Below are 24094 nucleotides of genomic sequence, written 5' to 3'. Positions count from 1 at the left end.
CTTGAAGACGACGAGGTAGATAGGTTGGAGGTGGAAGTGCAGTAATGCATGGAGCTGACCAATACTAATCGGTCGAGGGCTTATCCTATACTTAAGACGCAAATTCAATTCGGATTCAGTTTTCAGGCGACTCAAGCCTGAGCATTTACGCTGTAAATGCCCGTTTGGTGGCGATAGCGGAGGGGTTCCACGCGTACCCATCCCGAACACGACCGTTAAGCCCTCCAGCGCCGATGGTACTTGGACCGAAGGGTCCTGGGAGAGTAGGACGTTGCCAAGCGGATATTCCCTGATAGCTCAGTTGGTAGAGCACTCGACTGTTAATCGAGTTGTCACAGGTTCGAGCCCTGTTCGGGGAGCCATGCTCTCATAGCTCAGCAGGTAGAGTGCTTCCATGGTAAGGAAGAGGTCACCGGTTCGAATCCGGTTGAGAGCTCCACAGATTTGCAAGGCCCGTTGGTCAAGGGGTTAAGACACCTCCCTTTCACGGAGGTAACATGGGTTCGAATCCCATACGGGTCACCAACTTTTACTTGTACTTACCCTTAGAGGGTCCCATAGATATGGAGGCTTAGCTCAGCTGGGAGAGCATCTGCCTTACAAGCAGAGGGTCGGGGGTTCGATCCCCTCAGCCTCCACCATAATCTTCCTGAGAGATTGTGGGCAACATAGAGTTACCATCAATGGGGATTAGCCAAGTGGTAAGGCAACGGACTTTGACTCCGTCACTCATAGGTTCGAATCCTATATCCCCAGCCAAGTGCGAGCCATTAGCTCAGTTGGTAGAGCACCTGACTTTTAATCAGGGTGTCGAAGGTTCGAGTCCTTCATGGCTCACTTTTATTATTACATGCGCGTGTGGCGGAATGGCAGACGCACCAGACTTAGGATCTGGCGTTTCACGACGTGGGGGTTCAAGTCCCTTCACGCGCACCACTTATTGCGGACGTGGCTCAGCGGTAGAGCATCGCCTTGCCAAGGCGAGGGTCGCGGGTTCGATTCCCGTCGTCCGCTCCATAATTTTGCGCCCTTAGCTCAGCTGGATAGAGCGTTTGACTACGAATCAAAAGGCCGGGAGTTCGAATCTCTCAGGGCGCGCCATTTTTATTAAGCACTTATAGTATTATAACGGGATGTAGCTCAGCTTGGTAGAGCACCTGGTTTGGGACCAGGGGGTCGCATGTTCAAATCGTGTCATCCCGATTTTTCACCTTTGCGGGTGTAGTTCAATGGTAGAACTTCAGCCTTCCAAGCTGATAGCGTGGGTTCGATTCCCATCACCCGCTCCATAATTTTATAGTAACGGGATGTAGCTCAGCTTGGTAGAGCACCTGGTTTGGGACCAGGGGGTCGCATGTTCAAATCGTGTCATCCCGATACTCAGCTTAATTGCTCTTAGATAGCTCTTACTTCGGTAAGAGCTTTTTTTGTTATGTATAGAATTAAAACACGCATAAATTCATATAACATATGTTTTATCATTCTTCCAAAAGAAACTGTACTTCTGATGGAATGCCAATCCGTAGATAATAACTTTTACAGGATTCTTCTTGCTCAGGATTACTGCCTATGGATAGTAGCTTTACAGCAAAAACGTTAGCTTGACGCTCAAGCTTGCCAGGAGAGAAGTAAGAGCTTTCTTCCAGGAAAAAGCGGTTAATCCCCTTGTGAAGGCGATCATGACCTAATTCATGCGCACAAACGAAGCGCTGCCACTCAACTGGCAACTCATTATGAATGACGATAAATCTTCTTCTTAGTTTTCTGTAATATAATCCCTTTGTGCCTGTCCCAAGGTTCATGAAACGAATGTGAATACCTAGCGCTGAGGCTAGCTCGAATGGACAGTTGGTTTTATATTTTTTAATCAGATTATTAATCAGTTCATCCATATTCTTCACCTGCAGCATGTTAGTGTAGTTATTAAGTGTTGTTAGATTTATTTCTCTTGTTCATCTGTTTGGCTTCCCAGAATAATCCGGTTAGTACATCTTTTATCCTCTGCTTGTCATCCTTGTCTAATGGAATTCCATCAAACATCAGCTCTCCATCATCCTCCAACATTTTACGAAAGTCACGCTTATCCTTGCTTGTAGCCCACTCTGGGACAATCTCTTCGCTTGGAAGGGGATGTTCCTGTAAATAGCCTGCCTGATCCATTAACTCCTCGTAAGGGACGCCTGTAGCCTCAGCAATTTTGCGTAAAGTAGTTGGCTTAGGCACGCCTCTTAGACCATTTTCAATTCGTGAGATTTGTGAACCGCTAATCCCCGCTGCTGCTGCCAATTGATTAATCGTTAATCCCTTTGCTTCGCGAAGTCCCTTCATGTAATCCCCAAATTCTATTGTCATCTCAACCACTCCTTATAGAATGATGCTTATATTATTAATATAAGTCATTTTTGCCAATTGGTAAACAACAAAGCGCATGTTATTGCCAAAAGGCAAGATAATGGAGGGAAATCTATTCTATTTCGCCCAAAACAGACGAATACGGGGTTTTACGAGATTGGTAGAGAAGTGGTATATTATAGAAAAATACGAACAGAATACGAACACTAATATATTTTAGCACATTGCTTAGGAAACTTCCGCAATTTAATCTCATTCTGTCAAACCTAAAGGAGTGCATAAAATGATGAACTTATCCGCCTTACCAGAGTTGGACCGTCGCCGAACCCAGGTCGCTATAGAGAGCATGTTAGAGAAATACCGTATTTTTAAGACCGTTACATTTGAAGCTAAGGAAGCCAGTACTACTTATTCTTACACAGAAAGATTTCATGGCCCTACGAATACAGTTACTGATCAGACTGCTGCGTTAGCTTCTTATAATGTGGATGTACCGGCTGCTAGAAGAGCTTTTTGTTCAGCAATGGACTCTGTGGTAGAGAGACTCGATACGAGGGAACAGCAATTAGTAAGAGAGCGTTATATGAAAAGAGATGAAACATACGATTATACGATCTACAATCATGTGTTTGATCCACCGGTAAGTAAGGACACTTACGTGAAGATACGCACGAAGGCTTTTTACAAGATGGCTTTGGCTTTAACGGATCTCGGTCTACTGTCCCTTAACACCTTAATAACAGCACCTAGAGTGAAAAAAGAGAAGGTTAGTATTACCTAAGAAATATAGAGGGTTACTTAAGACTGTATCGTCCGAGCGGATGATGCGGTCTTTTTTTATGGATAGAACGATTCTCCGAAAAACCGCCCTATACCATCCCAAAGTTAGCGTAAACCTCGTCGGTCTACCGTCTCTGCAAGGCAAATAGGGGTGTATATTTATAACATGGCAAATGAAGCAAAAAGAACACCGCAAGAGCATGAATGCTCTGCTAATCGTTCAGCCCTACTGGTGATGTGAACAAATCTAGCGGTGAAAGATTCTTTTGGCATGGGCCTAGTGTAGAAGGGTATTATCCAACAGCGGATAGTATCCTTTTTTGTTCTTAAATTTAGTAGAGGGGGTGTCTTCTTAATGTTAATGCGATTGAAGGTTAACACCATCAAGGATTGGCGAATCGTCGCCCTTCAGAAAGGAATGGAGTGATGTCGGTACAACAATTACGAAAACACATTACGAGTACGCTGGAACGATATTTTCCAGATGTGCCTGTGTATGTGTATGGGGAGAAACCTCAGACGGCTTATTTTTACCCCGGACTGATTTCAGCGACATTGGATCGCCAGCGAGAAGGCAGATATTTAGCGGTATACCGTTTTGGTATCCGTTATGAGCAAGGCAGCCTGCTGGAAGCTGAGACAATGGCAGATAAGCTGAGTGAGGCAATGGCAGGGATGGAGCAGGATGGCGGAGCCTTTCGTGTAGCTAGGCAAGCTTGGGAAGCTGGAAAAGAGGGGCATGGGCCGCTTTTTACAACGGACTATATGGTGTATTTGCAAAGTGAGAAGCCTGACCCCATTAATATGGGTCAAATGATAGGAGGAGAAAGACTGAAATGAGCACAAAGATGAGTAGTGGAGATCGTTTTGGTAAAGAGCAGATTGTGAATTCATCGCTTTTTACGGCTAAGGAAAAGGATGTGCTGAACGTTATTTTGCAGAATGACAAAAGTTATACGATCGAAGAAGCGAAGCAATCTATGCGATTGTTTATTAATAAGGAGGTTTTGAACTAATGGCAGGCGGAACATGGACAACTCAAAACAAAGTGCGCCCAGGGGTGTACGTAAATGTAGCATCGAATCAAGGTGCCATCGGCAAAATGGGAGAACGCGGGATTACTGCTTTGGCACTTGCCTTATCTTGGGGAGAAGCTGGAGTGATCATGAAGATTACCCCGCAGGACGATGTGAAAAAGCTGCTAGGTGTTGATTTGGAGCATCCTACACTGTTACTAGTACGTGAAGCACTGAAACGGGCAGGAACCTTGCTGCTTTATCGATTGAATGAAGGGGTTAAAGCGGCGGTAACCAATAGCGGTCTTCAGGTAACTGCTAAATACGGCGGTGTGCGCGGAAACGATCTATCTGTTGTTATAGAGAAGAATATTGAGAATAATGCTCTTTTTGATGTGAAGACCTTGCTTAGTGGAACTGAACTGAATAAGCAAACGGTTGGAACGGCTGAAGAGTTGGTCGCTAACGATTATGTACAATTCCAGAAAAATGGCGCAGAAGGCTTGAAGCTAACCGCAGGGATGCCGCTTATTGGCGGAGCTAATGGTACGGTGACAAATGGTGCGCACAGCGATTTCTTATCTGCTCTTGAGGTACTTGAGTTCCAAACCGTTGGGTTAGTATCGCAGGATAGTACGCTTAAGGCGCTGTATAGCTCTTGGGTCAGACGACTGCGGGATACGGAAGGAAAGAAAGTTCAGGCTGTATTATCGGATTATGCTACTGCGGGTCATGAGGGTGTGATCAGCGTGAAGAATGGGGTAGTACTGAGTGACGGAACTACGATTGATAAGACCAATGCTGTGGCTTGGGTGGCCGGTGCTACGGCTGCTGCTGCGGTGAATCAATCGCTGACTTATCAGGGATATGACGACTCCGTTGACGCTGATGTGCGGTTTAGCCATTCTGAAACGACAGCAGCTTTGCTGCAAGGCGAACTGCTCTTTACTTACAGTGGAGGGCGAGCTGTGGTGGAACAGGATATTAACACGTTTACGGCATTCTCTCCGGATAAAGGCAAAGCGTTCTCCAAAAATCGTGTGCTGCGTGTGCTGGATGGGATTGCGAATGATCTGAAGCGTATTTTTGAGAACTACTACATTGGTAAAGTAGCCAATAATGAAGATGGACGGGCTCTGTTCTGGTCACAATGTGCGACTTATATGAATGATTTGCAGGATATGGGTGCGATTGAGGGCTTTAACGCGCAGACAGATGTTGTCGTTGTGGCTGGTGCGGATAGTGATAGTATCGTGCTGGATGTGGCTGTGAAACCGGTAGATTCCGTAGAAAAAGTATATATGAAAGTGAAGGTGGTTTAAGATGGCATTTTTAAAAGCTAGTGATACGATTTCCGGCCAGGAGGGCCGTGCGTATGCCGTGATTGGTACGCAAGCTGAAGAGATGTTCTATGTGAAGACGCTTGAAGCTACGGTAGAAAAAACAAAGGCAGAAGTGAAGACACTCGGTCGACGTGGTGTTCAGCATAAAGCGACTGGATGGTCGGGCAGCGGTTCGATGACGATTTTTTATATGACTAGTCGTTTCCGCCAGATGATGCTTGATTATATGAATACAGGTGTCGACCAGTATTTCGATATTGAGGTTACGAACGAAGACCCATCGTCCAGTGTGGGAGCCCAACGCATTATTTTAAAGGGCGTGAACCTTGATAGTGTCATCATGGCCTCCCTCGATACAGAGTCAGATGCGCTGGAAGAAGAAGTGAGCTTTACCTTTGAAGATGTGCAGATTGTGCAAGCTTTTGGCGCTCCGGCAGGCTCCGGAAATTAATAAAGACAACTAGATAGGAGCAAGTAAGGCCCGGGCGTGCAGTTAGCGGCGGGTCCCTTCTCTGTCTATTTTAGTAGTACTAGAAGAAACTAAATTATTTTAGGAGGAAGACAATGAGTGAATTAAGTTTGTTTTTTGCGCAAAATGTAGCATGTGACACGACCGAGGAGTTTGTGGTATCGCAGCGTTTTAAGGATAAGGAAGGGAATGCAGTAGCCTGGAAGTTACGCAGTATGAACGAGGATGAGAATCAGGAATGCCGTAAAGCGGCTACCCGTAAGGTCAAAGGGAAAAATGGAGTGTATACCTCCGAGATCGATCCGAATGATTATATGGCTAAGCTGATGACTTCAAGTGTGGTGCATCCGGATCTGAAAAATGCTGAATTGCAGCGTTCGTATGGTGTTCTTGGTGCCGAAACGCTGCTGCGTAAAATGCTGCTTCCAGGTGAATTCGCTGCGCTGGGTGAACGGGTACAGGCCTTGAATGGCTTCGGTACAGATATGAACGAGCTGGTGGATGAAGTAAAAAACTAATCAACGGGGGCGACAGTGAAGCCAACCTGGCTTACTACGCCCTCCACGAGCTGCACATTTTACCACATGAGCTGATGAAGCTGTCTACACGTGAACGCGCCGCAATTTATGCGATGATCGCTGTTCGGGTGGAGAAGGAGAAGCGGGATCAGGCGAGGAGTAAAGCAAGGAAGAGATGAGGGGGTGAATGAATGAAGATAGAAGCATCTAAAGCCGTAATGCTACCGATGAAATCCCTGGCAATCTGGAAGAATGTCAATAAACAATGTGTTCGTCTAAACAGTAATCTGGATATCATTAATCGTTTGGTCAAGGGAATGCAAGTGGTTATTAAGCGGTCAAATGATGAGATGAGCCGTTCTCTGAATCAAGTAAACCAGTCTTTGCAGGACATCAACGATACTCTATTTGAGGGCTTTAAACGTCTCCTTCCTAAAATTGTAGTTTCCAGGGATATAGTTATTGAGCAAAGCCAACAAGCTGGGCAATCACAACAGCTAGCTCTACGAACGCTAAGTATCTCCCCTAGTGAGCAAATGGGCAAGAAAGAAGAAGAAAAAGCGAAGAAGGTAAATTGGTGGAAGGGATTAAAAGCAAAAGAGAAAAAGAAAGAAGAGGAGAAAAAGCCCGAGACGAAGGCTGATCCAGTCCCTACTCCTAAAATTAATCTGAGAAAGGAACCGCCGACTCCACCATCTCCACCATACCCTGACTCAAAAATCATGAAATTTCTTAAGACAGCAGATGTGGTAAAACCATTTAACGCGGTTAAGTCTTTGGGGGAGAAAGCTGTAAAAGCTGCAGCAGAACCAGAAGATATCGCCAACTGGAATAAGCTGAATGACAATACAGACGCTGCGCTTAAGAAAATCGGTGAGAAAGCAATGGGAGCCTTGAGGCCAGTGATGGATACCTTGAACGAGGCGCTGACTTCAGGTCAATTGATGCCGATTATAGATGCTATGGCTAATGGGTTTCTCTTCATAGCGAATGTGATTGGTATGGTAGTTAATGGAATATTATGGTTGGTAGGAGTGGTGCAGGAGAACTGGTCCTGGATTAAACCGTTCCTAGAAGCGATAGCATTTGTCTATCTAGCAGCTATGATTGTGCAGGTGTATTCGCTTGCAGCAGCATGGATGGTAGCCAACTGGCCTATTTTAGTGGTCATTGCTGTTATTGCAGCACTTATTTATATTTTTCAACTGTTAGGTGTTTCTGCGGGCGATGTTGTTGGAGCTATAGCGGGGGCATTTGGGTGGTTAAAGGTCTATATACAGAATGTTATTATATATTGGCAAAATATATTTATCATATTTAAGGATTTCCTTCAGAACTTGTTCATAGATCCAGTATATGCCATTGATAAACTCTTTTATGACTTGGCTGTTAACTTCTTGGATCTTATGTATCAAATGGCGGTTGGTGCTGAAAACTTTGCAGGCGGTTTTATGAAGGTAGTAGCGGATGCTATTAATAAGATGTTACCAGGTGTTAAGAAGCTACTAGATTTCTTGAGCAATATACCAGGATTTGAAGGATTAGCTAATATAAAAATAGATTATATAACTCCTGAAGTACCCCGTGTTGTGAGCGGAATGATTAAAAATATGAAGGGCCAATTGGTTGCCCCAACAAGTAATAAAGCTGTAAAAAACACTGAGAAGAAAGAATTTTTAGAATATGAGGATACCGTTAATGCTTACACCCAAAAGGGAAAGGATTTCGCTGGGAAATTTGGTGATATGGGAAGGAAAGCGAAAGAATTAATAGAAAATCCCATCGGGAAAATTAATGGATCAAAAACCTCACAATCAGGACTATTAGCTAACCAAAGCAACAACCTCAACACCGTCAACCGAGTGAAACAACTCGACTCCATCAACGACACTGTAGACATCTCCAGTGATGATCTGAAAATGCTGCGTGAGCTTGCCGAGATTCAGGCGATCCAGAATTTTGTGGAGCTTACGCCGACGGTGCAGGTGACGACCGGGAATATTAACAATGCCGGAGACATTGATTCAATTATCAACAAGATCGGGCAAAAGCTGAACGAGGAGTTTGTCTCTACAGCGCAGGGGGTGTATACGTAGCATGGAAGAGTACGGGATTTTTCTTGGTTTTAATAATCAGGCGGATGCATTCCGGCTGCCAGTCAACCCGGAGACCTTGGAGATCAAGGAGAGCGGGGATGGAAAAAGCTATACCATTATCGATTTGGGTGAGATCAATACGATTGCTTATCCGAAGCTGACGGAGATCACCATCGAAAGTATCTTTCCGGCACAAAGGTATCCGTTCGTATTGGTACAAGAGGACGGGCTGAAGAGACCCTTTGAATATGTGGAGCTTATTAAGAAGTGGATGACGAGTCGCAGACCTATTCGTTTTGTATTCTCCGGGGTGAGCTATGCGGATGACACGAAAAAAGCTGAGGGGAAGCTAAACGACGCCAAGAAATGGTTAAAGGAATCATCGACTAGTGAGGATAAATCCATAGAGATTGATTTCGGTGTGAATATGGCTATGAGTATTGAAAGCTTCTCTTGGAAGCTCAGTGCAGGTACATCAGGGGATATTGAATATTCGTTATCTCTCAAAAAGTATGTATTTTATCAGGCGGTAGCTGTTAAAGTCGTCAAGGATGAAGTGAAGGTAGAACAGAAGCGGGCGAACGAAACTCCCAAACCTAAAACGTATATCATGAAATCTAAAGATAATCTATGGAAAATCGCTAAAGAAATCCTTGGAGATGGTAATAGGTGTTGGGAAATCCAGAAACTTAATGGCATTAAAGATAGTGAGCTGAGGAAGCTTCCAATCGGTAAGGTCATTAAGCTGCCGTAGGAGGATGTTATGGAACTGCTTGTGAAGAATAAGGAAGGTAATCTATGGGATATTTCTGGCATCGTCTCCGATATTTCTTGGAAAACGGCCCGCTCAGGAAAACCGGCAACGCTAGAGTTAACACTTGTGGACAGTGGAATCTATCAGCATCCTAAGTTCGGTATCAGCAACGGTGATATTATTCAGTTCAGCAAAGATAATGTGGATGTATTCTACGGGTTTGTGTTCAGTATTGATACAGGCTCGGATCAGGAGATTAAGCTGACTGCCTATGATCAGATGCGTTATTTGCTGGGCAATGGCAGTTATGTTTTGCAGGATGTTACGGCTAATGATGTTATAAAAAAAATAACGCAAGACTACGGCCTGCAGACAGGTGTGCTGGAGAATACAGAGTACCGAATTCCCTCATTAATTGAAGATGACAAAAAACTGCTGGACATCATTATGGGAGCGATCGGCAGTGAGCTTCAGTATAAGGGGCGGTTGATGGCCTTTTACGATGATTTTGGTAAGCTAACGCTGCGAAAACCGGAGTCTATGCTGCTTAATCTGGTGTTGGGAGCGGGGCATTATCTGTATGACTATTCGCTCAAAAAAAGTATTGATGATGATACGTACAACACGATCTTTTTATACAAGGATAATGAGAAGTCTGGTAAGCGTGATTTCTTTCCGGTTAGCGATAAGGATAATGTGAAACGCTGGGGTATCCTCCACTTGTATCAGAAGGCTGATGACAAAGCGAATGCTGCCCAAATTCAGGAGAAGGCAAATAATCTGCTGAAAATGCACAACCGTGAAAAGCTTAGTCTCTCCGTACAGGCGATTGGTGATATGCGCGTAAGGGCTGGTAATTTCATTTATGTCCTGCTTGATGAATTTAAGACTCAGGTGTTTCTGGTGGATCAATGCAGTCATAAGATTTCCGGTGGGGAGCATACGATGTCCCTCGATATAAAGGTGGTGTAGAGATGATGTTGGATATTATAAAAAAAGCAAGCTTAGGAGCCGTGGGAAATACAAATCCCGTGGCTTTTTCTTATGGGACGGTAACGGAGGCAGCTCCTTTGCAGATCCAGGTGGATCAACGTTTTATTTTATCGGGGAATGCGCTAGTACTGCCTGAATCGGTAATGGAAAGCAAAATCGAGCTAGAGGGTAGAGAAGTAGTAGTGCGTCGAGGACTTGCCTCTGGTGATCGGGTTCTGATGGTTCGGATGCAGGGTGGACAAAGCTATATTGTACTGGATCGGCTGGTGAGTCCGATATGATTCCTGCGATTGGAAAAGCTGGACCGATAACTGCTCTTCTTGAAGGCGAGGTCAACCTTGAGCGTGGGGAAAGCCCCAGTCTAACCTACCGAATGGATTGGGACAGAAGAAGGATTACTGGCCAAGCGGATGGACTTGAGGCCGTGCAGCAGGCAGCGGCCAAAATTCTGCGAACCGATAGATTTGAACATCTGATTTACAGTGCGGATTACGGAACAGAGTGGCAGCTGGTTCTGGGTAAGGATCGGCTGTTGGTCAGAGCTGAAATCAGACGTGTCATTAGTGAGGCCTTACTTCAGGATGAACGAATCCTTAGTTTAGAAAATATTGAGGTTTCTTTTAACGGGGATAATCTAACTTTTGATTGTAAGGTGGTCACACGTTATGGCAATTTTCAGCTGAGAAAGGAGTGGAATGAGGATGTATGAGGATCAGACGTATGAGGCTCTTTTGGAGCGAATGCTGGACCGGGTTCCGTCAGGTTTGGATAAACGCGAGGGCAGCATCATTTATGACGCGTTTGCTCCAGCAGCAGCAGAGCTTGCGCAGATGTACATTGAGCTGGATGTGAATAATAATCTGTATTTTGCAGATACGGCTACCGGAGAGTACTTGGAGAGAAGTATCGCCTGGTCAGGAATTGTAAGGCGTGAAGCGAGTAAGGCGCAGCTGAAGGGGATTTTTTATAAAGCGGATGGAGGATTTGTGGATGTTCCTCTAGGCAGCCGCTTCTCTCTCGATATGCTGAATTATATTGCCGTGGAGAAGTTATCTCTTGGAGTGTATCGGCTGGAAAGTGAAACTGCTGGAGAAGAAGGAAGTCGATACTTCGGCTCTTTGCTGCCAGTGGATTATATTTCAGACCTTGCGCGTGGGGAAATAGCTGCTCTATTGATTCCCGGAGAGAACGAAGAAACCGATGAATCGCTACGCCAACGTTATTTGGATTCAGCCAGGCGCCCAGCTACTAGCGGCAATAAATATCACTATATGGAGTGGGCGATGCAGGTTGTGGGGGTGGGAGGTGCACGTGTTTTTCCGTTATGGGACGGCCCTAAGACGGTGAAAGTGATTGTTGTGGATGCCGAGAAACTTCCTGCTTCTGAGCTGCTGGTGACTAAGGTTCAGCATTACATTGATCCGGTCTCTGGAGCGGGTGAGGGACAAGCCCCCGTAGGTGCAGTTGTAACAGTAGCATCGGCAACGGGAAAAAGTATTAGTATAAGCGCAAAAGTAACCCTTGCTTCAGGTTATGCACTGCAAGCTGTAAATGATGAATTCAAGGGGATTCTTGAGAGTTATCGCAAGGAGAAAGCTTTTTCAGCAACCTATATTAGCCAGTCTGTAGTCGGGGCACTATTGCTAGCTACTGAGGGAGTCGCGGATTACAGTGAGCTGAAGCTGAACGGTGGAGCGGGCAACGTAATGTTGAACGAAGAAGAAGTACCGTTGTTCGGCAATGTTTTACTGGAGGTGTAGCATGGGGTATCCAGAACAAATTGATATATTTCAAGACAAGCTAAATAAAAAAGCTAATGGTAGCAGCTATGTTATCGAAGAGAGATTATCGCTTGTAAATGGCGCTTACAGTGGTTTGCTTGCACATGACAACATTAATAACCAAACTATTGCGGTGTACACGGGGTCACAGTATTCCGGGATCGAGCTACGCAATTTCACTGTGTCTTTTCCGGATGAGGCGCCGTGGCGGCGGTTGATTAAGATTTTTGCCGATGTGCCCGAGGTATATGTAACTTATGAAACCCCCGGGGATACCGTTGAAGCGGATGATATTAATGGTTTGCAAGGTAGCCTTACAGCCGTACAAAGTGAACTAGAGCGTTATAAGAGCAAGGGTCAGATTGACGGAGGATCATTTAGAAGAGAGGTGTAAAATGGCTCAGACCATACAAATAAAGCGGGGTACTAAGGCTGAACTAACGAGTTATGGAGTCTTGAAGGCGGGTGAGCTTGGTTTTTGCAGTGATACTAAGGAAGTTTATATTGGTGACGGCACGTCTAATTCCATGGTCGGAAGGGCGCTATCGGGTCCAGAAGCTTCGCGTCCGGTTGCAGGAGCCGTTGGCCGTTTGTATTACGTGACTACGGGTACCAATAGCGGATATTTATATTTTGATGATGGGGCAGCTTGGCGGCGAGTGAACGCGCAGAAGCTTAGCGATCTGACAGGTACAATTGACGATATCGCTGATGGAGCAACTTATGGGAAGGTGCTTAAAGCGGATATTAGTGCGGGACATATCAACAAAGTATCAGATGGTACGAACGTAAAGACTGCGGCTGAGATTAAGACTCACATTGACGATGTGACCAAGCATCGGACGATCAATGATGCCGGGACTACGATTACAGACTTGTGGTCTGCACAGAAGATTAAAAATGAAATTGAGCTGGCCAAGCATAACATCGAACCGCAAGCGTCGGTAAAAGATCAGAACCTGCTGGCTCCACCTGCCAGTCCGGTTGAGGGGGATCGATATATTATTCCAGCAGGGGCAACCGGGGCATGGGCGGGGAAAACGAATCAAATTGTTGAGTACCAATCTGCTGCATGGGTATTTTATGTTCCTGCCGTAGGCTGGACCGCTTATGTCGATGATGAGCAGAAGATTTATAGCTGGAATGGCAGCGCATGGGTTCGCACGGGTGGTGCGTTACAGACCATTACAGCTGGAAACGGACTGATTGGTGGTGGTCAGGCCGATGCTGTGACGCTGAATATTGGTGCAGGCAACGGGATCACGGTTACTGCAGACGCGATTGCGGTTACAGCTGGAAAAGGGATCACTGTAGATGGAACCGGTGTAGCTGTAAGTGTGGATGGAAGCAGCATCATTTATGATGCTGCGAATGGCAATAAACTTACTGTAGCCAGTATTGATGGCGGAACATTCTAGGGGGCGGGACAATGGCTTTAAAGACATTGATTCAAATACGCCGCGGCTTGGAAAGTGCGATTGGCGCACTGGCTATTGGTGAACTTGGCTACTGTACAGACAGTGGCAAGCTGTACATTGGTTCTGCTGCTGGTAATGTCTTACTGGTAGCCGCGCAGAGTACCGGGGATATGCTGAAAAGCATTTACGATACGAATAACAATGGCAAGGTGGATTTCGCGCAACAAGCAGATAGCGTAGCTTGGGCGGGGGTGGAGGGTAAACCAGCGGTATTCCCACCGGCGGCGCATACACATGATTATTTGCCCAAAGGACCCCTAACCTGGAATCAACTGAAGGGGGTGTAGAGGATGAGTTACGGCAGCTCTTTATACAGCGAATTGCAATATTCCGCAGATAAAGATTCGAGCCATCCGGGTGAAGTCGAGGCACCTGATCTAATGCAGTATTTGCCGGATTATTATAAGGATGTCACCGAAATGGAGAAGCTTCAGGAGACCATCGGGATTGAAATTGGTGGACTGAAGGTTGGCACTATAGATGTTCTGGATCAGGCGTTTGTTGAAACAGCGACGGTGAGCCTTGGACGTTGGGAGGCTGAGCTTGGACTAAATATCGATTCATCCAAGTCATATGCCACACGCCGAGAGATGATTAAAGCGAAGCTGCGTGGAAATGGGACCACAACGCCGGAGATGATCCAGCGGACGGCGTCTGCTTTTTCAGGTGGAGTGGTTGAAGTTAAGGAAGTGCCTGAAGAGTACCGTTTTGAGATTCATTTTGTAAGTACGCTGGGCATTCCTCCTAATATGGCAGGGTTGATTCAAATTATTGAAGAGATTAAACCCGCGCACTTAGCTTATGAATTTGTGTTTAGCTATACCTGGTGGGACTCCGTTAAGGTTTTGACTTGGGAGAATGCTCACAGTAAAACATGGAACGAATTAAGAACTTATAGATAGGAGAGTGACACATGCAAACCACAGGAAATTTGGGATTAAAGAAGCCCGAGGGAACAGATATCGTTGATATCGCCGATCTGAACGGAAATATGGATATCTTGGATAATGCAGTGAATGGCAAAGTTGATAAGGTTACTGGTAAGCAGCTGTCTACGAATGATTACACCGCAGCTGAGAAAACGAAGCTGGCTGGTATTGCTGCGGGGGCGAATAATTACACGCACCCTAATCACACGGGGGATGTTACTAGTAACGGGGATGGAGTTACGGCTATTGCGGCTGGAGTGATTGTGAATGCTGACGTTAATGCTGCAGCCGGAATTGATGCTTCAAAGATCGGAACTGGCGTGGTATCGAACGCGGAGTTTGGGTATTTGGATGGGGTGACTAGTGGGATTCAGGGGCAGTTAAATAATAAGCTGCCAGCAGGTGGTGGTACAATGATCGGTGATATTTCTATGGACCCTCTCTATATCGATGCAAATTCTCCATCTCGACTTATTCGTTTCTCCTTCAGGAACACGCTTAATGTGCTGAAAGAGAAATTATTTGGTGTAAATGCAGCGGGAAAGCTAAACCTAACTGTACCGGGTGAGGGAGAGTATATTGTCCCCTTGGCTACTTCCGCAGACATTACCTACTATGTCCGTACAGATGGTAATGATAGTAATAACGGTCTTGCCAATACAGCGGCAGGGGCGTTTAAAACCATTGGTAAAGCTATTAGTTCGATTCCGTCGGTTGTAAATCATGCAGTGTATATCAATATCGCATCCGGAACATATGCTGAAACGTTAAATATGGGTGGTTTCAGCGGAGCGGGTAAAATATATATTAACAACGGAATTAGCGCCCTCAGTACAAGCTATAACATACAGTCGTTGCGAATAATTAATTGTGGTGTAGTTGTGTCTATCTCTGGATTAAACGCCCAAACAACAACGACAAACGCATTCATGGTTGAAAGTTGTCTTACCGTGGAGTTTTACTACTGCCAAGCTACAGCAGCCACAGTCACATATCACGGTTTTGTGGCGCACTCATCTAAGGTTTACACATACGCATGTCGGGCATCTAATAGATATGTTGGATTCTACGCAGGGCAAAATTCAAATTTCTTGGTTTGGAGTACGGACGGAACGGCTAATAAAGTGGCTTTAATGGGCGCTGAAGGTGGGCTTTTATCGTACAACGGGACTTATCCAACCGCTTCAACCCTCAAGGATATAGCCTATCAGAACAGCGGAAGTGTAACATCGGGAGTTCTTAACCCATGGGGAGATAATACGACGGGCAACCGCAGTGCGTTCAGGGCTTGGAATCAGAGTACGCAAACTGTTTCGGCGACGACATTCACAAAGCTAAGTTTCCCTAACTCAAATATGGACAATTTAGGAAACTATAACGTCTCCACAAGCAGGTTTGTGGCACCTCAAGGCGGCATTTACCTGATAGCGGGAGCGGTCAGCTTTTCAGGAATGCCCGTGGGTACTTATTTAACCTTATCCGCATTCATAAACGGTTCCAGAGGGGTGGACCTTGGAAGTTACACGCCTAACTCCAATCCCGGAACTATGTTCACTCAAGGCGCGTCAGCCGTATACTTGGCGGCTGGTCATTATGTGGAATTGTACACATATGTAACAAGCGCCGGAACAACAATAGCAACGGGCTTCGGGGAATTAAACCACTTCACAGTAACCAAAATAGCTTAAGGAGGGAATGACAGTGAATATAACACTAGCAATAATGTATCTATACCCTGATGCAGAACCAATGCGGGATTACATGGTGCAGGACAACGGACCGGAGCAAGTACTGCTATCCGGAGCCGAAGAAAAAGGCCGTGTCTGTTACGAGATCAAGCCTGTGGAAGAAGGAGAAGAAGCAATTGAGGGTGTACACTACCGTTACGGCATCGACTATAACCTACTAGTCGAGAGCGTAGATTACGACATTATTGAACGTGGCCCATACATCGCCGCCTGGAACCTAGACGTACCACAACCTACAGAAGCGGAACTCGAAGCAGCGTGGCAGGCGCATCTAGAAGCTGAAGCCAAAAAGCCGCCAGAGTTAAGCGAGGTCGAGCAACTGCGAGTAGAGAATACTGCTTTGCAGAATCGGCTTCAAGACGTAGAAGTCATTATGGCTGAATTACTCAGCATATAAACCCAAAAGGAGGTGAGTTGTAATCATGACAATCAATTCATTAACTGCCGCCAAAATTAGGTTGATGGCCAATGCCTGCATCACACGTTATGATCGTGAGGAAGGTCCGATAGAGAGCATTATCGCTTCATATAACATGCAGCCGGATAATGAGATTTTGGTAAAGGAGCAGATTATCGATAAACGATCAGATATACCATTTACTGAACATATTTTATCTGAGCAATCGTCGTCAGCTATATAACTAGCACGCATCCAAACAGGAGCGTGTTTTTTGTGCCCTCGGTGGTGCCGGGGGCTATTTTGCATCAACATTATTACAGAAAGGAGCGGACGAATGAAAGAGGGGGATATTGCGCAATTGGAGAAGCTGCTGCCGTTGGCGGATAAGTATGGGCTGGCATATATTGTTGCGTTTATTTTAATGATCGTGCTCATGGTATTATTGCGTGCGATTGTCAAAGGGAACCTTGTACCGCGAGAAATGCTGGATCGAGCAGAGGAGGATCGGGATCGTCTGCAAGCGATTTTGGATAAGGAGCGCTCGGAGTTTATGCAGCCCACACTGGACGTCTTAAAGAAACTGAAGATTGACCATACGGAAGACAGGGGGAGTTAGGAATGCTGTCACAATGGATTCGGCGGCTGCTTCTCCCCCGGCATGTTGATAAAGAGATGGAGCTCCGCAGAGCCTCTACCAGCGTTACGCTGACCATAAGTCATTATAAAAATGTCTCTCAGGAAATCCAGGAGGAGATTGATCGTAACCGATTCGCCAAATATTTAGTCTATGATCGAGGGGATCATGATGCACATGATTGATTTTTTATTATTGTTGCTATATAGCATTACTGCAGCCTGCGGATTATATATCATTTATCGCCACAGGCAATATTTTTACGAACGACTCCAAAAAGGTGTGGTCAGCGTGTTTATGCTGGCTATGCTTTTTTTCTTAATGGCCTATACATTCAATATGTTAATCATTCTACTTTTCCGTTTGGTAGCTCTACTAGGAGTGGACTCGGCAGCATGGCTAATTTGGCTGAACTATAGCTGGGCTATTGCCCAATTCGGTACAACTGGTGGGATCATCATACTCGCAATATTGACGCGTTCCGGGAAATATGACCAATTTATTTATCTGAAAAAGATAGAAAGAAAAGAGGATCATCATGCTGACTCTAACGCAGGTAAAAAATAAATCAGCCTCCCGCCTAACGGGCCTACACCCCGTAGTCCGTTCCGCTGCTACTGCTCTAATCGAACGTTGCTACAAACTCAACATCCCCATTCTCATTACACAGGGACTTCGCACAATTGCCGAGCAGGATGCTCTTTACGCACAAGGACGCACCAAACCCGGAGCGATTGTCACCAATGCGCGGGGTGGGTATAGCTATCATAATTTTGGGTTGGCCGTAGACTTTGCTCTTTTGTTACCCAGTGGATCGAATGTGTCATGGGATATGTGCCGGGACGGCAATAACAATCAGATCGCAGATTGGCAGGAGGTTGCGAAAGAGGCGAAGGCGCTGGGCTTTGAGTGGGGTGGCGATTGGACGAGCTTTAAGGACTACCCACATTTTCAAATGACGTTTGGCTTAACGCTCACACAGTTACGTGCAGGGGGCAAGCCCTCTACATCCGCAGTGGAGGCCGCGTACAAGATCATCAATCGGAAGGTGGAGGAAGAATTGAAGAGCGAGGTTATTGCTGTCGTAAAGGTTAACGGGGTTAAGGTTGCAGATGGAGTGCTTGAAAAAGGGGTCACCTACGTTCCTGTACGTGTTATTGCAGAAGCGCTAGGTGCACAGGTAGGTTATAATTCCGCCACTCGAACGGTTGAGATTACAAGTACCCACTAAGGAGGGTTATATCATGGAAACTAGAGAGATTTTAGATGATGTTATAGCATTCGCTTCTATATTAGCTGTATTCGTGCTGGCACTTGTGCAATTGGTCAAAAATAGCATTAACATCCCGCGTAATGCAGTCCCAATTATCGGATTGGTTATAGGTTTGCTCATCGGAGCGGCAGCGTATCCTTTTACCGAACTGGATATCGTCATTCGCCTTTGGGCTGGGGGATTGGCTGGTTTATCTGCGACGGGGTTATTTGAGCTAGTCTTTAAGAATCGTCCGGGGACGACGAAAGAGTAGATGGATATTAGGTTCAAATCATAAAAAAGGGCTGTTCCAAAAAGTCTGAATAGACCTAAGGAAGAGCCCCATTGTTTCCATCACAAGATTACATAGTTAAGCTTCAGAACGAAAGCGTATTACCCGGAAGTAAAGAGTACAGTCCTGCAAAACCTTCTCCTTCTAATATAGAAGTAACATGATCGATATGCGATTTGGGAGCATGAACGAGTACCGTCCGGCGGCTGGGAAGCGTTTGGAGCATGTCTCGAATGTCTGGCAAGCCTTGATGGACTTTATAGCGTATGAGTGAAACTTTACATCTCGTGTTGCTAGATTGCTCTACCATAGATTGTTTAACGAGACGGTGTCCGAGGCTACCCGCTGCCAAATGTCCCGTAAAAATCACATGGTTGTCAGGAGAAGAAGAGAGCTGATGAAAGTACTCTTGTGCTTTTGCCGACTGCATCATCCCATCATTGGTAAATACGATTGCGCCCTTGAGATTCAATAATGCCTTTGCGCGGTCGTCTGGGTTAGATACAATACACAAGTTCTTTCTATTAAAAAGCATATCTACGCGCTGAATAGCGTCCTCTTTCAGCCATTCGGCCTTATCGCTCAAACCTCTTAACGGTGCTACGAGCTCTTCTTCGACGATCAGCTGCTCATCGGGGAAGCACTCGCTTGCCCATACGATCAATTCCTGGCTTCTGCCATGGAGAGGTACCGGAAGGAGGATTGAACCCCCTTTTTGCAGAGTGCTACAGATAGCTGACTCTAATTGCTGTAACTTTACAAGCTGCTCATCAGGATCCGCGCCGTAGGCGGCATCGATAATGGATAGATCGACGGCATCTTTAGCTCCGGCTTCCACAATCGTTGGTGAATCTGCCATGAGCAGCAGCGACTCCTTCGTATAATCCCCTGAGAAAAATACGATTGTTCCATCCCATTCGAGGATCAGCCAAACCGAACCTGCTAAATGTCCGCTTCGCCCCCATTGTACTCGAAGATTAGGTGCAACCCTCAGCCAAGTCTGAGGGGGGATATGCTCCTCCAAATACATGAACTGAATAGATTGCTTATCTATTTCTCCATAAGGTAATGATGCGGACTGAGCAGCCACATATTTATCCCAAGCTTCGAAATAATCGGGTAGCTGTTTAACGGTAGCTTTCGTTGTCCATACCTTACCTGAATATCCGTACTTATATAGTAGGGGAAGGGCTATGGAATGATCCTCATGCGCATGAGACAGAAATACGGCCTGCAAATGAGGAATGATATCTGTATCTAGCAGGGGGTATTCACCTGGGCCTTCTTTTTTGACACCACAATCGAGTAGAATCCCAGCTTTCCCACCCTTGTTCTGCAAAAGATAGGAGGAACGGCCATGCTCTCCGGCCCCTCCCCAAATCGTTAGTGTGCTCATTGTTGTCTCCGCTTTCTATCTGGGCTTAAATATTCTAAGACTAGTAGTAATATAGTGGTAACGCCTACAGAGATTACGGCCATGGCCATCCCCATCGCTACTGCACCTTGTTCAAACTGGGCAAAAATATAGGTCGCCGATGTCTGCATTGAAGGTGGAAGAATGAGTAAGGAGGCTACCAGTTCCCGATTGGAAATGGTAAAGGTCATCATCCAGCCAGCCACCATCCCCGGAAGGATGAGAGGGAGCAGGATACGGCGGAACACATAAAGCTTGCTTCCACCAAATACTTGTCCCGCTTGCATGAGGGAAGAATCGATCTGCCCGTAGCTTGCTTTTACATATTGAACGGTATAGGGGATGAACAGCACAACATAGGTTAGCACAACCATCCAGTAGGTATTATAGAGCGGGATAGGCATCCAGCGAGCATTCCAAAGCAGAATTAATCCCACTACGATTACAATTCCAGGAACAGTGTTGGGAAGCAAACTGAACAGATCTGTAATTTTCTGCTTGAATGTAGCTCCTTTTCCTACGGTTAAAGCAAACCAAGTCCCAAGAATAACCGCGATACTAGAAGCAACGATAGCTAATGTGAAGCTATTTAATAAGGCTTCAAGACCTTGAGAACCGGGTGATAGCAGCTCGGCATAATGTTTGAAGGTTAAATTGCTCCAAGATACGCCTTCTCCGCGCAGCTTCAATAATGAGGCTGTAATGATCGAGAAATAAGGAATGCCGATAGATGATAGAAGTAATAAAATAACATACCCCCAACTAAGAACCCCTACGATTCCCGTGCTCTTATAACGTTTAGTGCGCGTCCCTTTTCCTCCAATTAGGCGGTAAGAGAAACGGCTGCTAATTAGAGTCTGGATGTACCACATGACTAGACAAACTCCGAGCAACAAGGACGCTAGTGAAGTAGCTTTTCCAAAATCTATCGGCCAGCTAGAGATATACTTATGGATCTCAGAGGTCAGAACGTAAAAGCCGATCCTACGACCAAAGGTCGCAGGGGTACCAAATTCGGCAATCGTTTTGACGAAGATGAGAAGAGCTCCAAGCCCATAGCTGGATAATAGCAAGGGAATGATTACTCTTTTAAATCTGTAAAAGAACGGAGCACCATGAACAGAGGCTGCTTCCTCCAGATTGCCCCCGATCTGCAAAAGTGCATTACGCAGCAGTAAATACAGGAAGGGGAATAAATGCAGGCTCATGATCAGCACCATCCCTCCATAGCTAAAGAAGTACGGAGTCAGCACGGAGGATACAGGTAGAAATTGCTCCATATACCCACCTGTCTGCATAAACAACATCCAACCCATAGAACCAATGTATGGTGGTGTCATAAACGGGATTAACAGCACGACATCGAGCCAGTTATGATGCCCTAAGTCCGTCTTAGCCATAATCCAAGCCAGAGGTAGTGCAAATAGCGTAGTTAGTAGAATGACGCTTACCCCAAGCCCGATAGAATTCAGCAGTACCTCTACCAGATCATGACTACCCATAATAGTTCGTAGTGGCGCGGCTATATCCAGCTGCTCATTCGGATAAATACTGGTCCAGAAGATGAGCAGGAGTGGCAGCAGTACAAGCACTGTCAGTATAAATAAAGCAAGTCCGCCGCTCACCCATTTAAATGAGCGCAAAGAGTTAATATTCATTACGCTTATTTAAAAATTTGTGTGAATGTTGAGGAAACTCCATCACTGTGTTCGTTCATCCATTCCCATTTCACATCAAATGTCTTAATTTCTTCGAGATTTGCACGATTCTCTGCTTTCACATCGGTTCTGCCTGGCAGCAAGTAAGCTTTGGCAACAAGCGCTTGAGCTTCATCGGATAGAAGATAGTCGATAAAAGCTTTAGCATTATCTACATTCGGGCTTGTCTTAATAATCGCAGCTGGACGAGGGCTGATTACGGTTCCTTCAGCAGGGTAGACGATATCTACAGGCTCTCCGTCAGCTTTTGCTTTATAAGCCATATAATCTACACCTGCGGCAACGACGGATTTAGCACCGGTAATCACCGGATCAAGTGCCTCTTGATTGGCGCCCGCCATCGCTACTTCATTGCTTTTATATTGTTTAAAAAGATCCCAGCCACTGTCCCCTTTAGCACTTAAATACCCAGTCATGAAATCAAGAGCCGAGCCTGATAGCGAAGGGTCTGGAATATTGACGGTTCCTTTCCATTCCGCTTTGGTGAGGTCATCCCATGAGGTCGGTGGTGTGCTAACTTTTTTGGTATTGTAGACAATCCCTAGTGCGGATGCGCTATAGCTGAAATAATTTCCATCTGCTGTGTCTGACCAATCGCTAACGAGCTTATCTGCATTAACCGCCTCTTTATATGGAAGTAATAATCCATCTTTCTTCATCCCTTGCATGGACGGAAGGGAAGCTAGAACGACAACATCGACAACTGGGTTGGACTTCTCAGCTTCCATACGGGCTAATATTTTTCCGGTTGTGCCTTGGAACATTTCGACCTTAACACCGGTTTTGGCTTCAAAGCCTGCTTTAATTTTATTGGCTAGACCCTCAGGACCTGCACTGTAGACAACAAGATTGCCACTCAGAGATTTCTCTGTTGGTTGTGGTGCTTCAGTTTGAGCTGTAGTGTTAGCATTTGAAGTTGGGTTACTTGCGTTAGCTGCAGGCGTGTTAGAGGAGCTACAGCCAACTAAACTCGCACCGATTATAGTTGTTAGAAGAAGTGTGCTAAGTCCTTTAGTGTTATTCATTGCTTTCAATTTGAATGCCTCCCAAATATTTTTTTGTGCATCTTGCTGCATGGAACAGCATTAAACATAGCTATTCCATGCAGTGGACGCTTAATTCAGATGATGGATCTGATGCTGAGAAGCATAGATCTGGATCGTTTCTCCAACAGGTAAACGTTGATCATGATAAGCGGTCCAAGTGATTCCATTCTCCATGTCCAGAATGACTTCATAACGGTCACCCATATAGCTCACATGTCGAATAGTCCCTGTAAAAGGTAGAGAGGAAGCATCCTCCTGAGACCAACGTAAATGTTCCGGACGAAGCATTTGCTTATCAGGAACGATCCAGTTGGATTTTCCAATAAAATGAGCTACAAAGGGATGATTTGGTTTCTGATAAATCTCCTCAGGAGAGCCTGTTTGTAAAATCGTGCCGCCCTGCATAACGACCACTTCATCTGACATAGACATCGCCTCGGTTTGATCATGGGTAACATATAAAGCGGTAATGCCCATGTTCCTCACCAAGGAGGTTAACTCCAGCCTCATTTCATCTCGCAAGACCGCATCCAGTGCACTTAAAGGCTCATCGAACAATACGAGCTGGGGTCTAGTAACTACGGCTCTGGCAAAAGCAACCCGCTGCTGTTGTCCACCGGACAGCTGATGGGGAAAGCGTAGCTCGAGTCCTTCCAGCTTTACAGAACGAAGGGCTTGCTGAACCCTAATCCGTAAATCTTTCTTCTGCTTAGAGGCTCGAAGTCCGAAGGCGACATTCTCGAAGACAGTCAGATGCGGCCAGAGTGCGAAATCTTGAAAGACCATGCCAAAGTTGCGGCTATGGATCGGGCGACTAATTCTTTTGTTGCCTGAGAAAATAAACTCCTCATCCATTAGGATTTCTCCCGCATCCGGTGTTTCTAGCCCAGCAATCAGACGGAGTAGTGTCGTCTTTCCACAACCTGAAGGACCGAGTAATGTCGTAAAGCTTCCAGCGGGAATCTTCAGATCTGCCGCCTTCAAAGCATGCACATCTCCGAATTTCTTTTCCAAACTGTGGATTGTAATTTCCTTCATCTCTATCTACCTGCCTGTTCTTAAGCTTGTTCTTAGTGTAAAG

General features: G+C 45.7%; 30 protein-coding genes, 12 tRNA genes and 2 rRNA genes. 38 read left to right on the top strand and 6 right to left on the bottom strand.

The genetic code is table 11. From position 1 onward, the window contains the following. The 14 genes from M2444_RS21620 to M2444_RS21555 all read left to right on the top strand — a co-directional run. Positions 1-88: ribosomal RNA gene (locus M2444_RS21620) — 23S ribosomal RNA — on the top strand; the annotation flags it as partial. 75 nt (positions 89-163) lie between these two features. After that, positions 164-280: ribosomal RNA gene (gene rrf, locus M2444_RS21615) — 5S ribosomal RNA — on the top strand. A 6-nt stretch (positions 281-286) separates the two neighbouring features. Continuing rightward, positions 287-362: transfer RNA gene (locus M2444_RS21610), tRNA-Asn, on the top strand. Position 363: 1 nt separating this feature from the next. Further along, positions 364-439 (top strand) — tRNA-Thr (locus M2444_RS21605). 11 nt (positions 440-450) lie between these two features. Further along, positions 451-525: transfer RNA gene (locus tag M2444_RS21600), tRNA-Glu, on the top strand. 40 nt (positions 526-565) lie between these two features. After that, a tRNA-Val gene (locus tag M2444_RS21595) sits at positions 566-641 on the top strand. A gap of 43 nt (positions 642-684) precedes the next feature. Further along, positions 685-759: transfer RNA gene (locus M2444_RS21590), tRNA-Gln, on the top strand. A gap of 5 nt (positions 760-764) precedes the next feature. After that, positions 765-837 (top strand) — tRNA-Lys (locus M2444_RS21585). A gap of 15 nt (positions 838-852) precedes the next feature. Beyond that, a tRNA-Leu gene (locus tag M2444_RS21580) sits at positions 853-936 on the top strand. Between the two features lie 6 nt (positions 937-942). After that, positions 943-1017 (top strand) — tRNA-Gly (locus M2444_RS21575). A 7-nt stretch (positions 1018-1024) separates the two neighbouring features. Continuing rightward, positions 1025-1101, top strand: a tRNA-Arg gene (locus M2444_RS21570). A 28-nt stretch (positions 1102-1129) separates the two neighbouring features. Beyond that, positions 1130-1203: transfer RNA gene (locus M2444_RS21565), tRNA-Pro, on the top strand. Between the two features lie 12 nt (positions 1204-1215). Next, a tRNA-Gly gene (locus M2444_RS21560) sits at positions 1216-1289 on the top strand. Between the two features lie 14 nt (positions 1290-1303). Further along, positions 1304-1377: transfer RNA gene (locus tag M2444_RS21555), tRNA-Pro, on the top strand. Between the two features lie 101 nt (positions 1378-1478). Here M2444_RS21555 and M2444_RS21550 read toward each other — a convergent pair. Both M2444_RS21550 and M2444_RS21545 read right to left on the bottom strand, forming a co-directional pair. After that, a complete protein-coding gene (locus M2444_RS21550; protein WP_094871793.1) occupies positions 1479-1892 on the bottom strand; it encodes an ImmA/IrrE family metallo-endopeptidase in 414 nt (137 codons plus the stop codon). A 31-nt stretch (positions 1893-1923) separates the two neighbouring features. Continuing rightward, positions 1924-2352 carry a helix-turn-helix domain-containing protein gene (locus tag M2444_RS21545; RefSeq protein ID WP_094876700.1) on the bottom strand — a complete coding sequence of 143 codons (429 nt, stop codon included), beginning with the start codon at positions 2350-2352 and terminating at the stop codon, positions 1924-1926. Positions 2353-2638: 286 nt separating this feature from the next. On the opposite strand from M2444_RS21545, the gene M2444_RS21540 reads away from it, so the two are divergent. From M2444_RS21540 to M2444_RS21425, 24 genes are all read left to right on the top strand, one after another. Beyond that, positions 2639-3133: an ArpU family phage packaging/lysis transcriptional regulator gene (locus tag M2444_RS21540; RefSeq protein ID WP_373455893.1), complete on the top strand. Its 495-nt coding sequence runs from the start codon at positions 2639-2641 to the stop codon at positions 3131-3133. 425 nt (positions 3134-3558) lie between these two features. After that, entirely contained in the window at positions 3559-3972 is a 414-nt protein-coding gene (locus M2444_RS21535) for a phage tail terminator family protein (RefSeq protein ID WP_280787998.1), read from the top strand. Further along, positions 3969-4148, top strand: a complete 180-nt coding sequence (locus M2444_RS21530; protein WP_280787997.1) for a hypothetical protein — start codon at positions 3969-3971, stop codon at positions 4146-4148. Before M2444_RS21535 ends, M2444_RS21530 begins: the two co-directional genes overlap by 4 nt. After that, the gene (locus M2444_RS21525) at positions 4148-5470 is read left to right on the top strand and encodes a phage tail sheath family protein (RefSeq protein ID WP_280787996.1); all 1323 of its coding nucleotides are present in this window, start codon (positions 4148-4150) and stop codon (positions 5468-5470) included. The genes M2444_RS21530 and M2444_RS21525 overlap by 1 nt, the downstream gene beginning before the upstream one ends. A 1-nt stretch (position 5471) precedes the next feature. Continuing rightward, positions 5472-5942: a phage tail tube protein gene (locus M2444_RS21520; protein WP_042192125.1), complete on the top strand. Its 471-nt coding sequence runs from the start codon at positions 5472-5474 to the stop codon at positions 5940-5942. 113 nt (positions 5943-6055) lie between these two features. After that, entirely contained in the window at positions 6056-6478 is a 423-nt protein-coding gene (locus M2444_RS21515) for a phage tail assembly chaperone (RefSeq protein WP_280787995.1), read from the top strand. Between the two features lie 191 nt (positions 6479-6669). Continuing rightward, positions 6670-8574 carry a phage tail tape measure protein gene (locus M2444_RS21510; protein WP_280787994.1) on the top strand — a complete coding sequence of 635 codons (1905 nt, stop codon included), beginning with the start codon at positions 6670-6672 and terminating at the stop codon, positions 8572-8574. Position 8575: 1 nt separating this feature from the next. Then, positions 8576-9328 (top strand): LysM peptidoglycan-binding domain-containing protein, encoded by a 753-nt coding sequence (locus tag M2444_RS21505; protein ID WP_280787993.1) that lies wholly within the window; start codon positions 8576-8578, stop codon positions 9326-9328. A 9-nt stretch (positions 9329-9337) separates the two neighbouring features. Continuing rightward, a complete protein-coding gene (locus M2444_RS21500; RefSeq protein WP_094876694.1) occupies positions 9338-10300 on the top strand; it encodes an XkdQ/YqbQ family protein in 963 nt (320 codons plus the stop codon). Between the two features lie 5 nt (positions 10301-10305). Then, positions 10306-10602, top strand: coding sequence for a DUF2577 domain-containing protein (locus tag M2444_RS21495; protein WP_060625196.1), 297 nt, complete (start codon positions 10306-10308; stop codon positions 10600-10602). Continuing rightward, complete coding sequence (locus tag M2444_RS21490; protein ID WP_094876693.1) at positions 10599-11030, top strand: DUF2634 domain-containing protein; 432 nt, start codon at positions 10599-10601, stop codon at positions 11028-11030. The genes M2444_RS21495 and M2444_RS21490 overlap by 4 nt, the downstream gene beginning before the upstream one ends. After that, a complete protein-coding gene (locus M2444_RS21485; RefSeq protein WP_094876692.1) occupies positions 11023-12081 on the top strand; it encodes a baseplate J/gp47 family protein in 1059 nt (352 codons plus the stop codon). Before M2444_RS21490 ends, M2444_RS21485 begins: the two co-directional genes overlap by 8 nt. A gap of 1 nt (position 12082) precedes the next feature. After that, positions 12083-12496 (top strand): phosphoglucomutase, encoded by a 414-nt coding sequence (locus M2444_RS21480; protein ID WP_094876691.1) that lies wholly within the window; start codon positions 12083-12085, stop codon positions 12494-12496. Between the two features lies 1 nt (position 12497). Next, the gene (locus tag M2444_RS21475) at positions 12498-13520 is read left to right on the top strand and encodes a DUF2793 domain-containing protein (protein ID WP_280787992.1); all 1023 of its coding nucleotides are present in this window, start codon (positions 12498-12500) and stop codon (positions 13518-13520) included. Between the two features lie 11 nt (positions 13521-13531). Continuing rightward, on the top strand, positions 13532-13867 hold the full coding sequence (locus tag M2444_RS21470; protein ID WP_280787991.1) for a hyaluronate lyase N-terminal domain-containing protein: 336 nt from the start codon (positions 13532-13534) through the stop codon (positions 13865-13867). Positions 13868-13870: 3 nt separating this feature from the next. After that, a complete protein-coding gene (locus tag M2444_RS21465; RefSeq protein WP_280787990.1) occupies positions 13871-14482 on the top strand; it encodes a putative phage tail protein in 612 nt (203 codons plus the stop codon). An 11-nt stretch (positions 14483-14493) separates the two neighbouring features. Beyond that, complete coding sequence (locus M2444_RS21460) at positions 14494-16197, top strand: hypothetical protein (RefSeq protein ID WP_280787989.1); 1704 nt, start codon at positions 14494-14496, stop codon at positions 16195-16197. A 13-nt stretch (positions 16198-16210) separates the two neighbouring features. After that, positions 16211-16654, top strand: a complete 444-nt coding sequence (locus M2444_RS21455) for an XkdW family protein (RefSeq protein WP_280787988.1) — start codon at positions 16211-16213, stop codon at positions 16652-16654. A 25-nt stretch (positions 16655-16679) separates the two neighbouring features. Further along, the gene (locus tag M2444_RS21450) at positions 16680-16898 is read left to right on the top strand and encodes a hypothetical protein (RefSeq protein WP_280787987.1); all 219 of its coding nucleotides are present in this window, start codon (positions 16680-16682) and stop codon (positions 16896-16898) included. A 93-nt stretch (positions 16899-16991) separates the two neighbouring features. After that, a complete protein-coding gene (locus M2444_RS21445; RefSeq protein ID WP_280787986.1) occupies positions 16992-17273 on the top strand; it encodes a hypothetical protein in 282 nt (93 codons plus the stop codon). Between the two features lie 2 nt (positions 17274-17275). After that, positions 17276-17476 (top strand): hypothetical protein, encoded by a 201-nt coding sequence (locus M2444_RS21440; RefSeq protein WP_036681274.1) that lies wholly within the window; start codon positions 17276-17278, stop codon positions 17474-17476. Continuing rightward, positions 17469-17858: a hypothetical protein gene (locus M2444_RS21435; protein WP_280787985.1), complete on the top strand. Its 390-nt coding sequence runs from the start codon at positions 17469-17471 to the stop codon at positions 17856-17858. Before M2444_RS21440 ends, M2444_RS21435 begins: the two co-directional genes overlap by 8 nt. Then, positions 17830-18522, top strand: coding sequence for a M15 family metallopeptidase (locus M2444_RS21430; protein ID WP_280787984.1), 693 nt, complete (start codon positions 17830-17832; stop codon positions 18520-18522). Before M2444_RS21435 ends, M2444_RS21430 begins: the two co-directional genes overlap by 29 nt. 13 nt (positions 18523-18535) lie before the next feature. Beyond that, positions 18536-18817 (top strand): holin, encoded by a 282-nt coding sequence (locus tag M2444_RS21425; RefSeq protein WP_280787983.1) that lies wholly within the window; start codon positions 18536-18538, stop codon positions 18815-18817. A 103-nt stretch (positions 18818-18920) separates the two neighbouring features. Here the strand turns inward: M2444_RS21425 and M2444_RS21420 are convergent, their stop codons facing one another. The 4 genes from M2444_RS21420 to M2444_RS21405 form a co-directional block, all read right to left on the bottom strand. Continuing rightward, complete coding sequence (locus tag M2444_RS21420) at positions 18921-20231, bottom strand: MBL fold metallo-hydrolase (protein WP_280787982.1); 1311 nt, start codon at positions 20229-20231, stop codon at positions 18921-18923. Next, on the bottom strand, positions 20228-21907 hold the full coding sequence (locus tag M2444_RS21415) for an ABC transporter permease (protein WP_094871754.1): 1680 nt from the start codon (positions 21905-21907) through the stop codon (positions 20228-20230). Before M2444_RS21415 ends, M2444_RS21420 begins: the two co-directional genes overlap by 4 nt. Positions 21908-21912: 5 nt before the next feature. After that, positions 21913-22992, bottom strand: a complete 1080-nt coding sequence (locus M2444_RS21410) for an ABC transporter substrate-binding protein (protein ID WP_280788004.1) — start codon at positions 22990-22992, stop codon at positions 21913-21915. 90 nt (positions 22993-23082) lie between these two features. Continuing rightward, positions 23083-24051, bottom strand: a complete 969-nt coding sequence (locus M2444_RS21405; RefSeq protein WP_094871751.1) for an ABC transporter ATP-binding protein — start codon at positions 24049-24051, stop codon at positions 23083-23085. Positions 24052-24094: the final 43 nt, after the last annotated feature.

Origin of the sequence: Paenibacillus sp. PastF-3, assembly GCF_029893135.1 — a bacterium.
GTDB classification, from domain to species: Bacteria; Bacillota; Bacilli; order Paenibacillales; family Paenibacillaceae; genus Paenibacillus_AQ; species Paenibacillus_AQ nitricinens.
The sequence above is the reverse complement of the archived record's forward strand: the minus strand, read 5'-3'. Positions and strand labels throughout refer to the sequence as shown.